The sequence below is a fragment of the Nostoc sp. genome, assembly GCF_036917155.1.
Taxonomy (GTDB): domain Bacteria; phylum Cyanobacteriota; class Cyanobacteriia; order Cyanobacteriales; family Nostocaceae; genus Nostoc.
In genome coordinates this window covers 13,547-32,841 of record NZ_JBALDZ010000004.1, presented here as the reverse complement: position 1 = coordinate 32,841, position 19,295 = coordinate 13,547, and the positions used below count along the sequence as shown (strand labels likewise).

Genomic DNA, 19,295 nt, shown 5'->3' with positions numbered 1-19,295 from the left:
TTTTTTGATCTTTTTCTTCTGGACTCATGCTTGAACACTACCATCTTTCTTCCCTCATGGGAATATTCCTGACATTCCTACCTGGGCAGTTACCATCTTTCTCTATCTATCTTTTAGACTCACGTTATACTTGTTCTTCCTGCCGTGTTTTTTCCCGCCTTAAGTTGATACCCAAACGAAGAATATTTCGAGTTGATAAATAAATCAAAATTATTAAAGGAGTCACTAACGCTACTACTACAAACCAAGGAATACCTGTATGGATAAAAGAATTAGGCCAAATATTTATTGTGCTACTGGCATATGCATTTGCCTCTGAACCCCTAGAGAGTACTATCACTTGGGTATGGGTGTGGGTAAGTATACGCAAAATATTGCCAAATGCAGTCTTTAACATATCTACTGACTGACTATTCCAGAAACCCCAGACAAATACACCATCACTGAGTAAACTAGGCTGATACTCATATATATAAGACATCCTGTGATGCCAATTGGAAATAATTGAAGACAGTGCCAGAATAAAACCAAAACTAGCAAGCAATATGGTAGAAATCTTTAAAGCTGTTCTTTTGAAAACGTACTCTAGATTAACGGCAAATGGCAAAAATAGAATCGGCAGGATGGTAATAAAATAACGGGGACCCCATCCAGATGCGCCATACCAATTTCTTAATCGAGCATGAAGTAAAAACCAGAGTACAGCCAGAGCTACTACGTATATTGCTTCTTTTTGATGCTCTCTATAAAACTTTTTGAATAAGATAACAGACAAAATCAGTAAAGGCGCATAAATAAACAGACTTTTACCAGGGCTGAAAAGTAGACCGGTGAGTCCTACAAAAATATTACCATCTAAAGAATTGCTTCCCGCGTAAACTGCTGTTTGTACAGGGGATTTATAAAAAATGCCTGTTCTTAGATAGTTGTACCAAGATTGCCATACAAAAAAAGGAATTAATGTGAAGATTGCTAGTGAGATTTCCCTGATACGTATCGCTATAGATGAGCGATAAAGGCTCACTAAATAAGCGAACGAGACTAGGATAGCCAGAATCATTGATACTCTAGTAATAAATCCAAATCCCAAGCAAAAAAAACAACCAAATAAGTACCATAAGTTATTTCTCTGGCGATATATTAATATTAAAAAGAAAGAAGTTGTTAGCAATGTAGTACATAATACACCATCAAATAGATTCCGGGAATAAGTCCAGAAATAGGTAGTCAAAGCTAAATACAGGGTTGCTAGAAAGCTAGGTATTGTTGCTTTTAAAAATCCGAGTCGTAATATAGCAAAGAAGATAGTAGCAGTGAGTGAAGAATAAATACCTGCCTGAAACGACAAGATAAATTGTTGAGCTTTCGCAATATTTTCTTGGCTGATAAACCGAGATAAAATATTTTCTAAACCTACGTTAATAAATGCAGTTGGCAGCATAAAAAGTGTGTTGCCGATTTCATGTCCTGCATAGAATCTGCCATTAGGTGCTACTTGAAAAACGCCATTTGGTAGAGTATCAAAACCTAACTGACCATGCTTAATAATTTGCACTGCAACTTGGTAATGATATCTACCTTCTGAAGTATCGAATCCACAGTTACTCAGAGCAAATAATGCCAAGAAAAAAGTCAATGTATGAAAATATATTTCGTATTTTGAATGAATTTTAAAATAATTTCTCATCATTTTTTCCTCGTTATCAACATTAAGTTCTGGGTAAACACGGGATTCAATTCTGCATCTGTACGAACGCTGTATTTTAGACCAAATTGTGATGCGTGGTTTTCTCCTGGTGGACAACGCCAACTACCGGACATTCGTGAGAGGTTAAAGTAAAATCATTTTTGTCAATTAGTAACTTTGCTGAAAATTGGCTAAATAGCTGAGTATTAAATAAATTTTCGTACTGAATTTTGATGCAAGAACGAATGATGCTTTTAAATATGATGCGTAGGCGTAGTGTGATTTTACCCCCCACATGACCAAATTTTGAACCATAGCGTGACCAAAAGTTAACGTAATTTCAAGCTTTTGAGTGTGACTTAAAGGAATTGTTTGCCGCAACGGCAAGCTTTTCCTTTAAGTCACACCAGCCGTAGGCATCGCTAGCCCGAAAATTCTGTTGATTAGCCCCATTTCCCGCATAATTTTAAGTACTATTGCTTATTGACAAAAGCTCTATAGCCTTAACCTCTCACCGATGACTACCGGATGCTGTTTTTTGCCGGATGCTGTTTTTTGATAGCGCCCAGGATATTTTTCGGCTAACTTCTCTAATTCATTAACTGTTTTCCATTCTTCCCAACAAGCACCAATTTATCGGTAGATTTAGGGGTATCTAGAATGTTTTGCTACCGATAAAAGGACTTTTAAAACATCCTCTTAGGTTAATTTTGCTGATCAACTTCACCAGGTAGTGGTTAGTAGTTTAATTTGAATTAACTTAGCCAGAGTTTGTTGAAACTGTTCAAATCCAAATCTGGCAATCACTTGCTCACGTAAAATTTGAGGTTGATAGAGGATGGGGTGTGGATAAGTACCTTGTAAGATTTGAATCAGAGTTAGGGCGATGGTATTTACATCATCAGGATTCACCAATACGCCTAACTCTCCATTACAGAGGGCATCAACTGCACCATCTTGATTCCCTGCTAAAGTTGGTTTACCACAAGCGAGAGCTTCCAGATAGACAATTCCAAATCCCTCTCCTTTACTAGGCATGGCAAAAACATCGCAGAGATTGTAATAGTCACAGAGTTCTGAATCTGGTATAAATCCTGCGAGGGTTACACAGTCGTCTAAGTTTAATCGAGAAATTAGTTGCTCAATTCGGGGGCGATCGCTTCCTTTGCCGACTAAAATGTAATGAGCATTGGGAATGGCTAGGCGAATCTCAGCCATTGCTACTAAGATTTGGTCGTAGCCCTTGTAGCGTTCACTATTGTCTAATCGAGCTACGGTCAAAATAATTGGTTGTTCAACAGTTAAGCTATGGCGTTCCAGTAGATATTGCGGCTTCGGAGCAATTTGGAAGCGCTGAGTGTCAAAAGTATTTGGTAAAACAGAAACTTTGGCTGGATTGAGGTTTTGTTCCTTGAGTAGGCGATCGCGTGTATACTCACTAACAGCAAGGATGCGATCGGCATGAGATAAAGCAGTTTTTAGTGTCGGGTTTGTGATATTCCAAGCATCCACACCATGAGCAACAGCCCAGTAAGGTATGCCAGTTAGGTATTTTAGCAAGTAGGCAACAACTGTGAAATTCAGATGAGAGGAAATAATCAGACTAGGGCGTTGCCAAAATCCATATCCGAAAATCTTACTAGCAAAGACAAGGGTTCGCAAAGTTTTATTCCACTTGCCAGCAAAGTGAAATTTGGTGTTAGTTTTTAAAGAAAAGTTTGGAGTTATGCAAGTATCGTGTTTCAGAAAAACTTCGTATTTTATTTGAGGATATAAACTTTGTAATGCCTCTAATAGGAATGCCGAATAAACTTGAATTCCACCTTTGAATTCAAAAATATTGGGAAACCATAGATGTAAAAATAATTGATTGACTTGGGGAGAATGGTTATTTTGTTTTTTTATTTGTTTATATTCATTTTCAGAGCTAATTTCGATCATTTTTTTAAAATATCATTGACTTTACTGGTTAATTTTTGACGATATAGACCCCAACTCAACTGTTCTGCTTTGTGTCGAGCCGCTCGTCCCATTTCTGCTAATTCTTGAGGGTGGGAGTAGCACCACTCAAGTTTTTCTTTGAGAGCCTCTGAATCACGAATAGGGACAATAAAGCCTTCTATCCCATCAGTAAGAATGTCTGGGCCTGCTGTGTGAGGGGTTGTAATGACTGGAATGCCACAAGCCATCGCTTCTAGAAGAACCAGTCCAAAGCCTTCTACTAAAGAAGGAAAGACAAATACATTGGCATTGCTGTAATATTGATTCAGCGTCGCATGGGGTACTGATGGGACATAATTAACTCCATCAGGAAGTTGGGAACGCCAGGTTTCTGGAAATTCGTTCACTCCTACCAGCATTAACTCTGCCTGGGAAATTTGGAGTTCTTCCCATGCCTTGATCAGGTAATGAACTCCTTTGCGAGCGCCGACGCGACCGACAAATAAGGCACGAAAAGTTCCATCTAGTTTTGGTTGGGGTTGAAAATAATCAATCGGTGCGCCGTAAGGGATAACCGTGATTTTGTCAGGACTGACCCCTTCTCTGAGTAAGGATTGCTGGGTAATGGAAGAGGCCACAAAAATATGGTCTGCCAGTGCTACTTCTTGCTCCTTACGTCTCAACTTCCATTCAGGTTCTCGTACTGCTTGCAGTGATGCAGACAGTGCTGGGAATCGTTCAGCCTCCTCTTGCTGAATTTCTCGCGCCATCCGGTAGAACAAGATAGGCAAGTCGTACAGGCATAAAATTCCCTGCTGCTTGGCGACTTCAAAGGTAGTAGCAGCACCATCTTCATAAGCATACACTGCTGCTAGACCCTGGAGGTGATGCTTGGCAACATGGTGATCGAGAGAAGCATAAACCCAATCTATGGGACCTTGAGAACCCAAGCCAAAACGCCTACTGAGTCCAGTTTTAACTAAACTCATCCGCATTGCTTCACTCCAAGGGTGCGATCGCATCGCTACACCATTTGGAGGAATCCAGGTACGGCGCCCTAGTTCATTAGTAATTCTATGACGAATTGGAGCAGGAAGCAGTTTTAAGTAGTGGCTCATACTTCCTTCTGGATTATGGGCAATGGTTGTAATTATCTCTTGAAGTAGACCTACTTCTCCTAATGAGATTGCAGCGTTGCGGGCGAAAGGACTACCTGTAGGATGTATGAGAGCGATAGGTATGTGGTTCATTAAAGAATTTCTGTTGTTGTTTCCAGTTCTCTATCTGTTCGAGTCGGGGTAGAAGGAAAATAAATCCTGCCAGAAACCAGTAGTAGACTAGGAGAGTATGGTTAAACACAAGCTGATTAGGAAATTGAAGCGCATGAATTAAAAAAGCTGACAGGGCTAGCTGTCGCAACAAAGGGCGCTTTAATTTCAGGAATGTGCGCCATAGTAGATATATGAGTATGAGTCTCAGTAGATACCACAAGAAAAAACCTATAGGACCAATTTCCAAAACTATTCGACCCATTTCTGATTCATAGTAGACAGGAATGTTCTCTCCTGGAGGTGAATTTAGAATGCTACGCAATACTGGAGCAGCTGGATGAGTTGCACCTGCACCATAGCTATCCAGTCCTTTTAACTTCATAAATTCAAATGGCTCAATGAAGCTTCCTGAAGCGCGACTAGAGACATCATGATTGGAATTGATGCGGAATAATAAGGAATTGATAGCAGACTGAAACCAAGTGATAGTTGCAATGGTTATAATGATTATAGGCACTGTAAACTGTTTTATCAATGGAAGAGCTGTTTTCAGGTTAGTTAGTAACTGTGCCCCAAAATAACCAATTAAAAACAGGATTTCACTGTAAAAAAGACCGCGAGAGCCGTTCATGAACGATGTACCAATAATTAGCAGTAATTCTGCAATTGTTGCCCAACGCCACCATCGAGATTGCTGGACTGCTAACAGGGGAACTAATAATCCAAAGGAAATAATTGCATAAACTGAATAGCCAGCAATGTAGGAAAAAGTGCCTGTCACACGAACATTCGTGGAATTTCCATCTCCAAAAGTTGCAGGATCTAGTTTTAAATCTGGGGTATAGACGTTAAGGGGGCTTGAAGGGGGGCTAAAGAACTCTGCTACCGCTAATAGCCCCACTGGAATGACCAACAGCAGGTACAATCGCAGAAATTTATATAATTCTTCTTGGGAAAGAAAGAGATTGGGTAACATCCATATTAAAGGAATGTATAACAAATATCCTCTTATTCCAAAAATACCAATAATGGGAGAACCCAAGCTGGGATTAAAAACTTGTAACAGACACCAAGCTGCTAATAGGAAAATCACGCAAACGATAATTTCAGCTGCCGAATTGCCTTTGATACGAACGTTTTTTTCATTAGATGAGAAAATGTAATAACGAAGATAAGCGCCTATGAGTACAATGTCTTTCAAAAAATAGATGAACTGACTTGCTTGGGGGAGAACCCATTTCCGTAAAGCACCTTCAATTACCACTAACACTAGGATAGTTTTTATAGAAGTCCGCCAGTTGTGAGCAGAAAGATAGAGAATAAATAGAATGGCAAAGGGAGCTAAAAGTCCAATGTACTCTTTCACCGAATTGCTGCCTCAATTACTTCTAAATTATTTTTCATAACTATTATGTGACGAATTAAGACAGCTCTTGGGGGGAGCATCTTAATTTTGCAAATTTTCCAAAATGATAGATTGTCATTGTGAATGAAGCGCAGCAGAATGAAGCAACCGCAAAGTCTAGATGTTGCGATTATAAATTCTGCTAGCGCTGGAATATTACTAGATAATGGTCATCATTTTTTAATGGCTTGCTAGCTATATGTAACCCTACAGATTCTAAATATCTATACAGATTCTGGGTCATCTCTTCTGTCGCTGAATGAATTTCTATAAAAACTAGGTTGGTTTGTGAGAATAATTTTAAGTTTTCTGGTATGAATTCAAATTCTCCGCCTTCAATATCTATCTTCATTAAGTCAACTATACGATCACCTACTACTTCTAACAAATCAATATAGTTGACTGTATATGGTTTTGCATTAGGTATATATTTTATACTAGCTGTTAAATAATTTTTTTTATTCACCCAAAGTGTAGAACTTCCTGATTTTCTTCCTACAAATCCCTGTTTGATATTTGCTCGTTTTAAGATGTTAGTCTTATGAAGATTTTTGTGAATAATTGGGATGAGTAAAGGATTTGGCTCTACTAGAATATAGTTAGTATTCAAATCCTTGAACTTAGTGTAAATGCATGTTTCAGCAAGAATGGTAAAGTGCCCGCAATGTGCACCACAGTCAATAATTAACCCAGGTGTTTGTTCTATACATTGAAATAATTGCCAGTAAAATGGATGACAAAAAACATCATTAAAACTAGCTAGTTCATATTTATTTTCTAAACTAATTTTACATTTTAATGGTAAGTTTAACTCACAAGTTATCCAGCGTGATAACCTTCTATAAAGAAAGGATTGAATACTCATTATGTAATGCCAACTATGTTTTTTGAATGATATGTTGATATATTTCAATATATATCTTGGTCAGCTTAACCTCATCAAATAGCTCAACTTGTACTAATGCCTTTTCTTGTTGTTGTTTTATCAATGCATCATCGGTCAAAATTTTCTTCATACATTCATATAAACTATTAGCATCCCCATTCTTAAATTTTAGACCCGCATTGCCAACACATTCTGCAAGACCTCCAAACTCAGAAACAATGACATTCTTACCTGCTGCGAGTAATTCTAAAGCTACTCCTCCCATTGGTTCTTCGTAAGCTGAAGGAATAATCCCAATCTTGGCCATACTAATAATATCAGTTAGTTCAGAACCGTACTTAGAACCAAGGAAAGATACATTAAGCTCCAACTTTAATTCTTTAACCATTTCTTCTAACTTGGCTTGTATGTTTCCTGAACCTACAATCGCCAGACGTTTATCTGTAAACCCTGGTGTTGTGATTAAGAGTTTAAACGCTTGAATTAAATCAGGTATACCTTTTTCACTGACTAACCTACCAACATAAATAAAGTCATATTTACAGTTATGATTGATTTTTTTTGCATCTTTAAAGCGATTAAGGGGATATGGGGTATAAGCAACCACCTGGTTTTGCAATAATTGACGTTTTGCCACCCAATTAGTTGCAGCAATGTTTAAATCTACGTGGTTGGCAACGTAACGTCTTACCCCAAGTTTTATAGACTCTTTTAAGCCAGAAAATAAACCTTTTTTGCGAAAGTGGTAAGCCAGAGATGCAAGGGGAGTCATTGGCGTTGGTTCACCATCCACCCATCCTAATCCATCCACACATGAAACCTGATATCCATTGTGTGTCCAAATAAATGGTTTATTACTGAACTTAGCAAAAGGATATAGAGCAATGCTTGCACCGTTAGAGTGTACTATATCGAATTTACGAGTTAATGTTAGTCGTTCCTTCCAAGTTGGTTGTCGTATAACTTTATAAATATTCTGTTCATGACTATTACTAGGAGTTTCAGTGATAACTGTACATTCATGACCCAGTTGAGTGAGATTTGTAGCTAGTGTTGCACTAATAGTTTCAATCCCACCCAGAGAAGGAAAAAAAACTGAGGAGTATAATAAAATTTTCATCGTTGAAATAATTATGTTTTGTAATTAATAACTTAGTTTAATTATTAAGTAGTTTACCAAAAGTCTTAACAGTTATTGATAGTCTGTGGTTTTGATACCAGAAATAAGCATTGTCCGCGATCGCCTGCATATCCACGTCATTTTCTAACTCATTCCCTTGAGGATTAGGAACCCAATAATGCTTGCCTGGTTCTATACCATCAACTGATGAGGCACTACCTTTGGCATTGATAGGTAATAGTCGGTGGGCACAGTAAGAAGCAAAAATAGTTGACTTAGCTAAAAAATCGGGGTTATAGTCAGAGAAAGCAGCAATAGAATCTGCTAGAATATTACTCACGTTTTCGGAAGACTGCTGCCCTATTTCTAAGATAGGTACTTTAGTAATTGAGGATAAATTTACTCCTGTTGGAGTTCCTACATCCCAAATTTCTTGAATATTTAACCTCTGACAAACATACTCCAAAACTGCTTGAGACTCTCGGTAAACTCTTACACGGTTGGCAACACCTCCAAAAATAACTAAGCGTTGCTGACGTTCTAACAAAGGAAGTACTTTGTCTGGTTCACCAATGTTTGAAAAAACTGGTAGGAATGGAATTTGATGATGTTTGCCTCGGCTAATATTAGCAATTATTTCAGCATAAAGTTGCTTACTAGTAATACAGCTATCACTCATTTGTGCCAAACGTGCTGCTAAATTTTTCTGCAAGGGCGATAACCAAAAAGAGCTAGTCCAAGGGGGCCCTGAAGCATAGACTTCATGGAACATCGTAACGAGCGATCGCTTTGGAAATAAACTTTTCCAACGCTGTAACCCATCGACTAACCAAACTGGACAGCCTCGTTGAGCATAGCCGTAGCCTACATAATGTAAAAGGATACTGGATGAGCGATCGGTTGATAATAAATTTAGCAGTGCATCAGGAGAGATAGCGCTAATTTTACTAACAGGAAAACCTTCAATTTCTGCTGCACCTGTCCATCTGGTATTACCTACAATAAAATGAGTTTGAATATTGAAATCTTTGCGAAGCTGACGAGCTAGGTTGAGGGCATAGTCTCCTACACCATCAATTGCCGGAGGCAGTCGAGGTACAATGGAAGTTACATTAGTTAAATAATCTACCATTAATTGTTACAAATTCACCGTTAATGTGGAAGATTAAGTTGATGCCAGAAGAATAATTCTAGTTTAATAAGGCTTCTATGCGGTCTACCACTTCCACAGACACATATTTCCATGAGCGGTTTTGCACTGAAGCTTTAGCATTTCTACCAAGAGTTACTCTCAACTTGCTATCACTAGCGCACTCTTCTATCAAAGAAGCTAACTTTTCAGCATCACCTGGTTCGTAGAGTAATCCATTGTAGCCGTGGCGAATTAAATCTTTTTGACCACAGCAATTGGTGGTAATGCAGCACCGTCCCGCCGACATTGCTTGCAACAAAGCCAGAGGTTGACCCTCAAAAAAACTGGGTAAAACAAAGATTTGAGAACGAGCAAAAAGATTAATCTCTTCAGATGCCTGAAATTTGGGAATTATCTCCAGGTAATGGTGTAGATCCTTTGACCAACAGCTTAAAATAGTTTCCTTATCAACACCTGTACCCGCTAGCAACCAATTTGGATACAAACCTCTTTTTTGCAAAATTTGGGCAGTATCAAGCAGTGTCTTAACTCCTTTCCGATCTATCCAAGAACCCATAAATAGGATAGTGAACGGTTGTTCAATCTGAACTGTTTCATTCAAATCAGATGGATAAACTCCATTTTGGAATAAGAAAATATGCTTAGAATCTTGATTATAGTACTGTTGCACAAAATTACAATCTTCTTGGTTAAGAAGAAGTAGAAGATTTGCTTTTTTTAAGCCTAAGTCACACTGACGTAACCTCCACAAAGGAAAAAGAAGTTTAGTACGCCATTTTAATTGGTGAGTAGTTCCATCTTTTCCCTGCAACTTGAGATTCCAGGCTCTGCGTTCTACACCATGACTGACTAGTACAGTGGGAATATCAAAAGATAGAAAAACTCCTGAGGCGGGTTCATGAACTATGAAAAGGTCTGCATTTCGACCTAACTGACGATAGAATCTGGCCGCTACATAAGGGAACAATGCTGGGTGAGCGACTCGGCCAACCTGTTTAGGTCCTATATGGATAAATTCGTACCCACGGCTTTCAAATTCCTTTTTCCAATGCCATGCTACTCGTCCCATTCCAGATTGCTCAGAAACCTCTGTTTCGGCAATATGAACGATTAATTTGCTCACAGTTTCAAAAGTTTTATTTAAATAACCTAAACTACATCTATTTTGAGAACCATAGTTGTTCATGCGTAGTGGGAGCATCTTGCTCCCCGGTGGTAGTAGCGGGCTTTTCGGCCCGCACTACTCAAGGTTTCAAAATGGACGAGGTTTAGCGTCTATGTGCAAGAATAATGCCAGTAGAATTTGCATAAATAGTTTCTTCTGTAATTAAGGAGAAACCGAGCCGTTTTACTTGAGCAATTGCACTTTCAACTGTTGATACTTTTTCACAAAGATGATATTCCATCAGCAAGCTTTTAATTGGTTGCCACATATCCTGTTTTTCAAAAAGTTCCCACTCGGCTCCTTCAATATCAACTTTTGCAATATCTACAGAGCCGCCTAAACGCTCAATTGCCGTTTTTAATGAAGTTTGAGTAATTTTGCCTGCTTCATCGTTTAAACGAGATTGAGTGAGACCTGGAGCTTCATTGAAAATAAGAGAGCAGTATCCGTTTTGAGTTCCAATTGCTTCACTAAAATATTGAAATTTGCCTACATCAGCTTGATGACTAAGATAGGTTGATAGATTTGGATTAGGCTCATAAGCGTGAATCTTCGCTTGCTCAAAAAATGCCCTTGCAGCGACACTAAATAAACCTAGGTTAGCACCTATATCGAGAATAGTAGATACTTGTTTATTAGCAAATTTTTGTAACTTGTAACAGTCATCTATAAAAATTTCAAATTGAATTAACCAAGTATCATAGCTCTTAGGTGCTTCTAATTGTATAGTTTTACCATTGACAACTATTGACTCAATTTGTTGAAATTCAGCAGTTCTGGTAAAATTAATACCGAATTTTTTGGCATTTGCTTTCCGCTTTAAAAGTGTGGTAAATCGATTAAGTAGTAGCATGATTATTTCTCCAAATTTTCAGATTTCAAACATTCTTCAAAAATACTGACAAGCTTACGGCAATTAATTTTGGCATCAAATGTTTGTTTTGCCATTTTTCGACCTGCCAGCCCCATAGATAGCCTTAATTCCGCAGAATTAACTAGTTTATGCAGAACTTCAGACAAAGATTTTTGATCTTTAGGCGAAATTGCAAAACCATTAACTTCATTTTGAATAAGTTCTGGAACAGCCATAACTGTTGTACCAACACAGGGTAAGCCAGATGCCATTGCTTCAATAAAAACTACTCCATAAACATCTTCATGGGTTGGCATGACAAATATATCTGCATCTTGATAAAGCTGAAACAACTCAGGAGACATTGGACGAATGCCTTTATGAACTCGAATACTAGGAATATCAGGTATATCTATAGATGCATTGGTAACTATATTTAATTCACAGGTATCAACAAAGTTTTCTAAAAAAACAGTTAATAGATCATATCCACCTTTACGAGTAAAGTCATTGCCAACAAATAACAAACGAGTTTTATTGCTGGTGAAATTTCTGGGTCGTTGAATAATTGCAAATTTTTCTAGAGGCATTCCGTATGGAATAGTTGTCACCTTTTTTGGCGAGATAGCATAATCCTCAATTACAGACTTTCTTGCCCAATCAGAACAAGCAACAACATGAGCAGCATTTTCAAAGCATTGTTTTTCTAGAGCTAAGATTGGTTGATAAGTCAGATGAGCAGGTGATGGATGAGTAGTAGCAAGAGGTGCAGTAGTACAATCAATGGAAATCACCGATGGAATTTTTTGGAAAAGAGAGGCTGAAAGTAGAGCGATTCCTTGTGTATGCACATGCAGCACATCAGGTTGATACTTTTTAATAGCTTGTTCTAAGCAACGACGAGCAAAGAACGAGTTAGCTACTTCTGTCCGCAACCGATGAAAGTCATAATCTGCTTTGCCAGAACCTGGAAATCTTTGCCTCAAAAGTAAATGTACAAACCTTCCCAGAAGATCTTGCTTATAGTAATCTGTGAGGTGTAGTGAATAAAATTCAACTTCTGGTATACTTTCTTCAAAAGTTTTTTCAAGAATATTTTGATATGTAATATGACCTAAAATATAACAACTTAAACTTAGAATTTTCATATGTATTTTCTATACATTATAAATTTATATTTTATTTTAATAAATCTCAGTCAAATTATTGAATACTTGGAGGAAGGAATTGATTTTATATACAACTCTAATAAAAATATTAGACACTCCAGCAATTAACATTGATAAAATAAGGGCTAACCAGTATGGAGGTGCTAATTTGAGAATGCGCCGAATAAAAAAGTTACTTGCTGATTGAAAATTAATTGTGGTATTTCGCAGAGTATAAGCAATTACAAATCCACTAATAACAAAAAAGACCTCAACACCTGAACTAAGATTTTTAATAAAATAGTCTAGCTCAGTAGATATTGACTTTGATATAACTTCTTTCCCAGGGTAAGCTCATCTAATTTAGTATAATTTAAGCTTGACAAATCAATTAAGATAAGCATAAACAGTGATGCTCGACTTATCGGTCGGGCTATCCGAAAACACTGGGGCATTGAAAACGAGGCTCATTGGACTCTCGACTGTACTTTTGCGGAAGATGCTTGTCGCATTCGTTCTTTTCACAGTCCCCAGAATTTTGCGCTTTTAAGACGCTTTGCTCTCAATGCCCTTAACCTTGAACAAACCTACAAACGTAGTCTTCGTCAAAAAATGAAACGCACTGCTATGGATAACAATTATATGATTCGGGTGCTCAGTTGTTGTTTCATTGACAATACATTAGATTCTTCTAATTGCTTGTGTCAAGTCTGATTGAGACGCTCTTACCCTGCTTCTTTCCCAATGGGAGTTGTAGCGTAAAAGTGACACCCTGTTACTGCTAATGCAGCAATACCTCGTAAGCTATCAATAAAAAGAAATCTGTTAGTTTTAGTAGAACTCATTTTCTTAATTTATATTGCTGAAATAACGCTACATATACTTAGATTTTTTTCAAAATCAAATATGATTTCTATATACGCATATTTATAGTTGTTGCAGGATTTCCAACAACTACTGAGTAGCTTGCAACATCTTTCGTAACCACAGCCATTGCACCAACAACTGCTCCATCTCCAATCTTGACTCCTGGTAATATAGTGGCTCCAGCGCCAATCCAACAATCTTTGCCAATCCAAATTCCATTTTTATCAGTATCAATATCTTGGCTAACAATTAATTTGTTCTTGTTAATATATCTATGGTTAGTAGCTAATAGCTGAACTCTAGGAGCAATCATAGTATTATCACCAATAATTATTTCACATTTTGTGCCTCTAATGATGCTAAAATCACCAATATGTACTTGATTACCAAGTTCAAATAAAGTATTTTCATAAATATCAATAAATACGTATCTTCCGATAAAAATATTTTTGTTAAAAATAATTAAGCTAGATAAATCAGCATTAAACTCTGCTGTACGTGATACAATAATTTCAAGACTATTTAGGGTTATGTTAGCTCTCGAAAACAACTTTAACCTGATTATTTTGTCTAAATTTCTTAGTAATTTCATATTGACTATACTAGCTATTAATCTATAATTTTGTATTTTTTATTCCAGGTTTGCAAATTTTTAAGAGTATAAATTAACTCAATAATAAGTGATATTGTAGCTTTGATAGACTCTAGTGAAAAAGGATATTTAACAATAGCTCTTATCCGGAAATTAATAATAGAGATAATCAACTTTTTACTCAAATTTTCTTGAATTCCAATTTTGTGCCAGTAGTAAATATGGCTTTCATGAAGTTTTGCCAAGCTCCTTCCCCAAGGTACTTGTTTTGGAGGATGATCAATCACTGCATCTTGTACAAAAATAATATACGAATAATTAAAAAGCTTTATACGTTCCCTTAAATCTACATCTTCCAACTGAGGATATGGAAAATTTTCATCAAAACCTTTTAATTTTTCTAAAAGAATTTTTTTTTGTATCATCATATTACACGACCATAAATATCCGCCCGTAAGATTAATAGGTGAATGCTCTAGTGGGGATTTAGTAGCAATTTCACAAGTAGTTTTACCCTCGTAAACATATATATCAGATGTAATAGATAAAGCAAAGCTTTCAAGCCATTCTTTTTTAGGTAAACAATCATCATCTGTAAACGCCAACCATTCACCTTGAGCAAACTTTGCCCCATTATTACGATTAGCAGCCGGACCCTTACGCGGGCCAGCAACCCACTTTACCCAAGGATATTGCTGCCGAATCATCTCTTCAGCAGTGGTTTGGGAACCATCATCTGTGACAATGACTTCATACTGCTCTGTGGGTAATGTTTGCACACCAGGGGCGAGGCAATTCAGGCATTTTGTTAATAAATCATTGCGATGATAGGTTGGTATAATAACAGAAAAAAGAGGTGGTTGATTCATGATTTGACTAGTATTTTAATGGACTGTTTCATTCTTTGAGCTACTGCCTGCAATAAATGCTTTTTTAAACTTTGTTGTATGTATTTTCCAGTTTTTTATTTGCTCTTGACACTCATATTTTTCAACTTTAGTGAGAAAATTGGAGAATATTTGGCCTATAGTACGATTTGAATTTTTTGGTTTTTATCCAGCCCAATAAATTAAATACGGTTTACGCTGTATGTCCGTCCAGTAGCATTCATATTCATTTTTATAATCACCTACCCCGCTCTTGTGTTGGGCTATTTCGGCGAAAGCTAGGCTACCTCTACTTTTGGCTAAGGTATTGATAAGATGATATTTTTTTCACTATTCAATTTCCCTCATTAATATCAAAGAAAATCCTAGCTTACCCACTAATTCATAACCAAATGACGCTAAATACTCAATTATAGGTATCTTAGTAAATTCTTGCTCCTTAGTTAAATGCTTCTCAAAAATAATAATTTTTGGTTGATAACGCTCCCAATCATTTGACATCAAGATTTGTTCATCTAATCCTTCTACATCAATACTCATAAAATCAATTTTGGTCTGTTTTGGTAAATAAGAGTCTAGAATTTCAGTGATTGTAAACCCCGGAAGCATCACCTCTTTGAGAAATTTGTTCCCTTTAGATAATGCTTGTTGAGCCATATCTGGATCACAAGTATTAAAGGCAGATTGCTCAAACATAAAAAACTTAATTTTATTTGAATTATTCAATGGAACAATACAAGCTTCTAAATTTATATCTCTAGGTCTTAAAATATTAAATATATCCATACTACCTGGAATTGCATCAATATTTATTCCCTTCCATCCTTTACAGTAAAAGTGATATGTATTGGATATATATACTGGATGATGAGCGCCAATTTCTATATAAAACCCATTCTTAATATCTCTAGTTAATGCTCTGACAAGCATATCTTCTCCAAACTGAGAATGAGATATGTTAAAGCTAGGATAAAAATTAGCTTTTAACTTTGCCCATACCAAGAACCGAAATTTCAGAATGAAACTTTGTAGTATGTTCATCGCTGGAAACTCTTGAAACCTTTATAGTTCATATAAAAATTAATGACTAAACTAGGTAATTGAGAATACATTCCAAAATATATTACACCTTTGACGGTAGAAACATCTAATACAAATAGTAATAGTATCTGAGTAGCGATAGTTGCTGGTATATAGAGCCAAGCATCTTGTATCCATCCTTTCGATACATTAATAGACCATAATAATCCTGAAAGGAAACCAGTATTAGCACTCAACATTGTCAGACTTACTTCATCATTTAAATTTGCATATTGACTACCTATTATCGAGATAAATTGCTGAGGATAAAGGAACGTTATGATTATTAAACAAGTAGCTAATAAAAAATAAGCAATTAAAATCTGCCAATAACGTCTAAGCAATAATTGACGAGACTGACAACGAGCAAAGCTAGGTATTACAATATTTGCCATTATTGAGTTCACAATAGAAAACATTATACTTAACCTACTTAATGCCCCAACTTCAGCTATATTCTGTGTTTTTCCAAAAGTACTGATTAACCAAACCGTCAACTGTCCCTGAACACTGAAAAAAATACTAGTTGGAGCTTGAGCTTTTACAAGTTTTAATATCTCTACTTGATCCTCTCTGTTGATAGGAGCTTTGATATCAACAGTATCCTTAACCCAATGCCATAGTAGCAAATTGCTTAATCCTGAAGAAATTGTTGAAGCAAAAGCCCCAACTGCCGCATTTAAAAAAAATATAGAACTGCCTAATAGTATTAATATTCGGGAACTGGCAGAGAGTAAATTTAAACGCTGAATTCTATCAATTTGGGAGTGCAATCTGGGTACAATCTCTAACACTCCACTAGTTAGATAATAGTTGAGTTCAATCAGAATTGCAGCTGTTAGTAAAATTGTATAGTAAACTGAAGCACCATTTTGAAGTAGCATCCAAAATAAGATTGGAGTAACTACGGCGATAGCAATTGCGGCTAAATATCGACGCCACTGCATTGCAGTATTAATAAGCTGTCCAAAACGATATGGATCTTGCCAAACTCTACCACCAATTGCAGATAGGGCAGAACTAATCCCACTATCTGCAAAGATATTCATTGTTGCCTGCAATGAATTAGCTAGTGTCAAATAAGCATATTCTTCCTTAGTTAAGGCACGAACTAATAAAATACCACTTGATACATTCAGTAGTTGGACTATGAGTTGAACTGAGATGTATTTAGTAAGTATTTTTAACCAATAGAAAGCTTTAGCATAACGTCTATGCATTAACAGCTAATCTCCAAAATTATTATATATAATTTCTGGTGTGGTATAAATGCAGTATAATTTGTCTTATCCTTCAAATAATGAAATTGAGGAAATAAGCGTATCCGGTGATTGTGAATAGCACAGTTGAGTATTTTGAGTTAATACAATTCAACTTAATTCATAAAACTATCAAATTAGTTTGAAAATCTTGCTTCCACCATCATCCGTACCACATCCTGCATCTTATATTTAGCCTCCCAACCCAACTTGTATTTCGCCTTAGCTGGATTCCCTCTACCTACTGCTAAATCTGTAGGTCGCAGTAGGCTATTATCTATCACAACATGGTCACGCCAATCTAAATTTACAGATGCAAATGCTGCTGCTACAAAATCTTCTAATAAAGAACTTTGTCCCGTAGCAATCACATAATCATCTGGCTGTTCTTGTTGCAGCATTAAATACATTGCCTCAACATATTCAGGTGCCCAACCCCAATCACGCTGAATCTGTATATTTCCCAGATATAGATGCTCATTACTACCTTGAGCAATACGACAAGCACCAGCAACAATCTTTTGCGTCACAAATCTTTCAGGACGTAGAGGAGATTCATGATTGAACAGAATCCCAGAACAGGCAAACAAACCATAAGCTTCTCGGTAATTAGCAATTTCCCAAAAAGCAGTGGCTTTAGCGACAGCATAAGGGCTTCTAGGGCGGAATGGTGTTGTTTCATCAGCTGCAACTTCCCCAGTATCCCCAAAACATTCACTGGAACCAGCATTATATAGTTTGATGAGAACACCCAAAAAACGAATAGCTTCGAGTAAATTGAGAGTACCAGTGGCTATACTTTCTAAAGTTTCTACTGGTTGTTCAAAAGACAAACCAACTGAACTTTGTCCTGCCAAATTGTAAATCTCATCTGGCTGGATTTTTGTCAATACTTGTAACACACTACGAAAGTCGTTCAGAGCCATTGACTCTAACTTTACTTGGTCTTTGATCCCTAAGTTAAGCAAGTTTCGGAAAGAGGAAATCTGAGCATCTCGTGAAGTACCAATAACGGTATAGCCTTTATTAATAAGTAACTGTGCCAGGTAAGCTCCATCCTGACCTGATATTCCACAAATGAGAGCTTTCTTCATCGGGTTCTCTTAAGTTAATTTCAAATTCAGCTTTAGAGGTTGTTTGAAAAGTCTAAATTAATACTAGCCCCGGCGATTAGAAATCGCGACTACACAGACGAAACCCACCTCCGTGGGTTCAAGACATTGATTTTGTGTTAGTCCGCGGAGGCAGACAATGCTAGTGTAGTAGGGAATTATATTCGCCCAAAACTTTTCAAACATCCTCTTAGGGCTTAACTCACAAACTGGAAACTATTAATTCCTTGATAACCCAATACGGTTCAGTTAAGGGCTTCTGGCGACAATTTCGGGTTTTTGAGACGCGATAAATCGCCGTCTCTACAAGTATTTTGGGCTTATCTGGACTGTATTGCTTGATAACCAACTTATCTGGCATTGTTGGAAGTGTACGTCCCAAATAACGGCTACTTACTCAGATATTGCTCTCTCAAAATCATCTGTGGTATTACACAAAAACTCAGGATGCAAAATTTCTTCTATTTTGTAAGGACAAGCCTCTAAAAAAGTAGCTAACCCTATTCCTGTTTCGGCAGATGCTTCTCGACGAGCATTTCGATAGGCTTTTGGGAGAATTTCCGGAATATATTGATGTAAACTAGGTTTTTCCTCTAATAAATCTCGCAAATCATCCCGTTGGTTAGCAATCGTTGTAAACCAACTGACAGATCGTTTCATAGGCTGATAGTGCCACTTCAGTAAATGAGCTAATAAAACTACCAAGCGGTTTTTCAACTCATTTTTTTCCCGAATGCCCATAGCATCTAACTCTTCTGCCAAGTTTTCCCAGTCTAAAGCTGTAACATCTCGACTAGCTAAGGCTGATTGCTGCTGGGCTAACCAAGCCAAAAAATCTTGTTCATAAAGAGATAAATCAGGCATGAAAC

Annotated in this window: 16 protein-coding genes and 2 pseudogenes; 1 reads left to right on the top strand and 17 read right to left on the bottom strand. The window is 37.0% G+C overall.

The features are described from left to right. Nucleotides 1-124 precede the first annotated feature (124 nt). The 11 genes from V7K67_RS00270 to V7K67_RS34255 all read right to left on the bottom strand — a co-directional run bounded on the left by V7K67_RS00270 (nucleotide 125) and on the right by V7K67_RS34255 (nucleotide 12,926). A complete protein-coding gene (locus V7K67_RS00270) occupies nucleotides 125-1,690 on the bottom strand; it encodes a hypothetical protein (RefSeq protein WP_335164767.1) in 1,566 nt (521 codons plus the stop codon). A gap of 720 nt (nucleotides 1,691-2,410) precedes the next feature. After that, nucleotides 2,411-3,628: a glycosyltransferase gene (locus tag V7K67_RS00265; RefSeq protein ID WP_335164765.1), complete on the bottom strand. Its 1,218-nt coding sequence runs from the start codon at nucleotides 3,626-3,628 to the stop codon at nucleotides 2,411-2,413. Further along, entirely contained in the window at nucleotides 3,625-4,878 is a 1,254-nt protein-coding gene (locus V7K67_RS00260; protein WP_335164763.1) for a glycosyltransferase family 4 protein, read from the bottom strand. Before V7K67_RS00260 ends, V7K67_RS00265 begins: the two co-directional genes overlap by 4 nt. After that, complete coding sequence (locus tag V7K67_RS00255) at nucleotides 4,838-6,265, bottom strand: hypothetical protein (RefSeq protein WP_335164761.1); 1,428 nt, start codon at nucleotides 6,263-6,265, stop codon at nucleotides 4,838-4,840. Before V7K67_RS00255 ends, V7K67_RS00260 begins: the two co-directional genes overlap by 41 nt. 181 nt (nucleotides 6,266-6,446) lie before the next feature. Continuing rightward, a complete protein-coding gene (locus tag V7K67_RS00250; RefSeq protein ID WP_335164759.1) occupies nucleotides 6,447-7,169 on the bottom strand; it encodes an FkbM family methyltransferase in 723 nt (240 codons plus the stop codon). 13 nt (nucleotides 7,170-7,182) lie between these two features. Then, nucleotides 7,183-8,310 (bottom strand): glycosyltransferase family 4 protein, encoded by a 1,128-nt coding sequence (locus V7K67_RS00245; protein ID WP_335164757.1) that lies wholly within the window; start codon nucleotides 8,308-8,310, stop codon nucleotides 7,183-7,185. A gap of 37 nt (nucleotides 8,311-8,347) precedes the next feature. Next, nucleotides 8,348-9,442, bottom strand: coding sequence for a glycosyltransferase family 1 protein (locus V7K67_RS00240; RefSeq protein ID WP_335164755.1), 1,095 nt, complete (start codon nucleotides 9,440-9,442; stop codon nucleotides 8,348-8,350). A 58-nt stretch (nucleotides 9,443-9,500) separates the two neighbouring features. Next, nucleotides 9,501-10,649 carry a glycosyltransferase family 4 protein gene (locus tag V7K67_RS00235; RefSeq protein WP_335164753.1) on the bottom strand — a complete coding sequence of 383 codons (1,149 nt, stop codon included), beginning with the start codon at nucleotides 10,647-10,649 and terminating at the stop codon, nucleotides 9,501-9,503. An 82-nt stretch (nucleotides 10,650-10,731) separates the two neighbouring features. Further along, complete coding sequence (locus tag V7K67_RS00230; RefSeq protein WP_335164751.1) at nucleotides 10,732-11,481, bottom strand: FkbM family methyltransferase; 750 nt, start codon at nucleotides 11,479-11,481, stop codon at nucleotides 10,732-10,734. A gap of 2 nt (nucleotides 11,482-11,483) precedes the next feature. Next, nucleotides 11,484-12,629: a glycosyltransferase family 4 protein gene (locus V7K67_RS00225; RefSeq protein ID WP_335164749.1), complete on the bottom strand. Its 1,146-nt coding sequence runs from the start codon at nucleotides 12,627-12,629 to the stop codon at nucleotides 11,484-11,486. 36 nt (nucleotides 12,630-12,665) lie between these two features. Then, the gene (locus V7K67_RS34255) at nucleotides 12,666-12,926 is read right to left on the bottom strand and encodes an acyltransferase family protein (protein ID WP_442943733.1); all 261 of its coding nucleotides are present in this window, start codon (nucleotides 12,924-12,926) and stop codon (nucleotides 12,666-12,668) included. Between the two features lie 102 nt (nucleotides 12,927-13,028). Between V7K67_RS34255 and V7K67_RS00220 the strand changes: the two are divergent. Continuing rightward, a pseudogene (locus V7K67_RS00220) lies at nucleotides 13,029-13,343 on the top strand (ISAs1 family transposase); the annotation flags it as partial. A gap of 205 nt (nucleotides 13,344-13,548) precedes the next feature. Here the strand turns inward: V7K67_RS00220 and V7K67_RS34250 are convergent. The 6 genes and pseudogenes from V7K67_RS34250 to V7K67_RS00190 all read right to left on the bottom strand — a co-directional run. Then, nucleotides 13,549-13,719 (bottom strand): annotated as a pseudogene (locus tag V7K67_RS34250) (DapH/DapD/GlmU-related protein); the annotation flags it as partial. A gap of 386 nt (nucleotides 13,720-14,105) precedes the next feature. Further along, a complete protein-coding gene (locus V7K67_RS00210) occupies nucleotides 14,106-14,957 on the bottom strand; it encodes a glycosyltransferase family 2 protein (RefSeq protein WP_335164745.1) in 852 nt (283 codons plus the stop codon). A gap of 348 nt (nucleotides 14,958-15,305) precedes the next feature. Continuing rightward, entirely contained in the window at nucleotides 15,306-15,977 is a 672-nt protein-coding gene (locus V7K67_RS00205; protein ID WP_335164743.1) for an FkbM family methyltransferase, read from the bottom strand. A 35-nt stretch (nucleotides 15,978-16,012) separates the two neighbouring features. Continuing rightward, entirely contained in the window at nucleotides 16,013-17,275 is a 1,263-nt protein-coding gene (locus V7K67_RS00200) for a polysaccharide biosynthesis protein (protein WP_335164741.1), read from the bottom strand. 176 nt (nucleotides 17,276-17,451) lie between these two features. Further along, on the bottom strand, nucleotides 17,452-18,408 hold the full coding sequence (locus V7K67_RS00195) for a GDP-mannose 4,6-dehydratase (protein WP_335164739.1): 957 nt from the start codon (nucleotides 18,406-18,408) through the stop codon (nucleotides 17,452-17,454). Nucleotides 18,409-18,819: 411 nt separating this feature from the next. Beyond that, nucleotides 18,820-19,290 carry a DUF29 domain-containing protein gene (locus V7K67_RS00190; RefSeq protein ID WP_335164737.1) on the bottom strand — a complete coding sequence of 157 codons (471 nt, stop codon included), beginning with the start codon at nucleotides 19,288-19,290 and terminating at the stop codon, nucleotides 18,820-18,822. Between the last annotated feature and the right edge of the window lie 5 nt (nucleotides 19,291-19,295).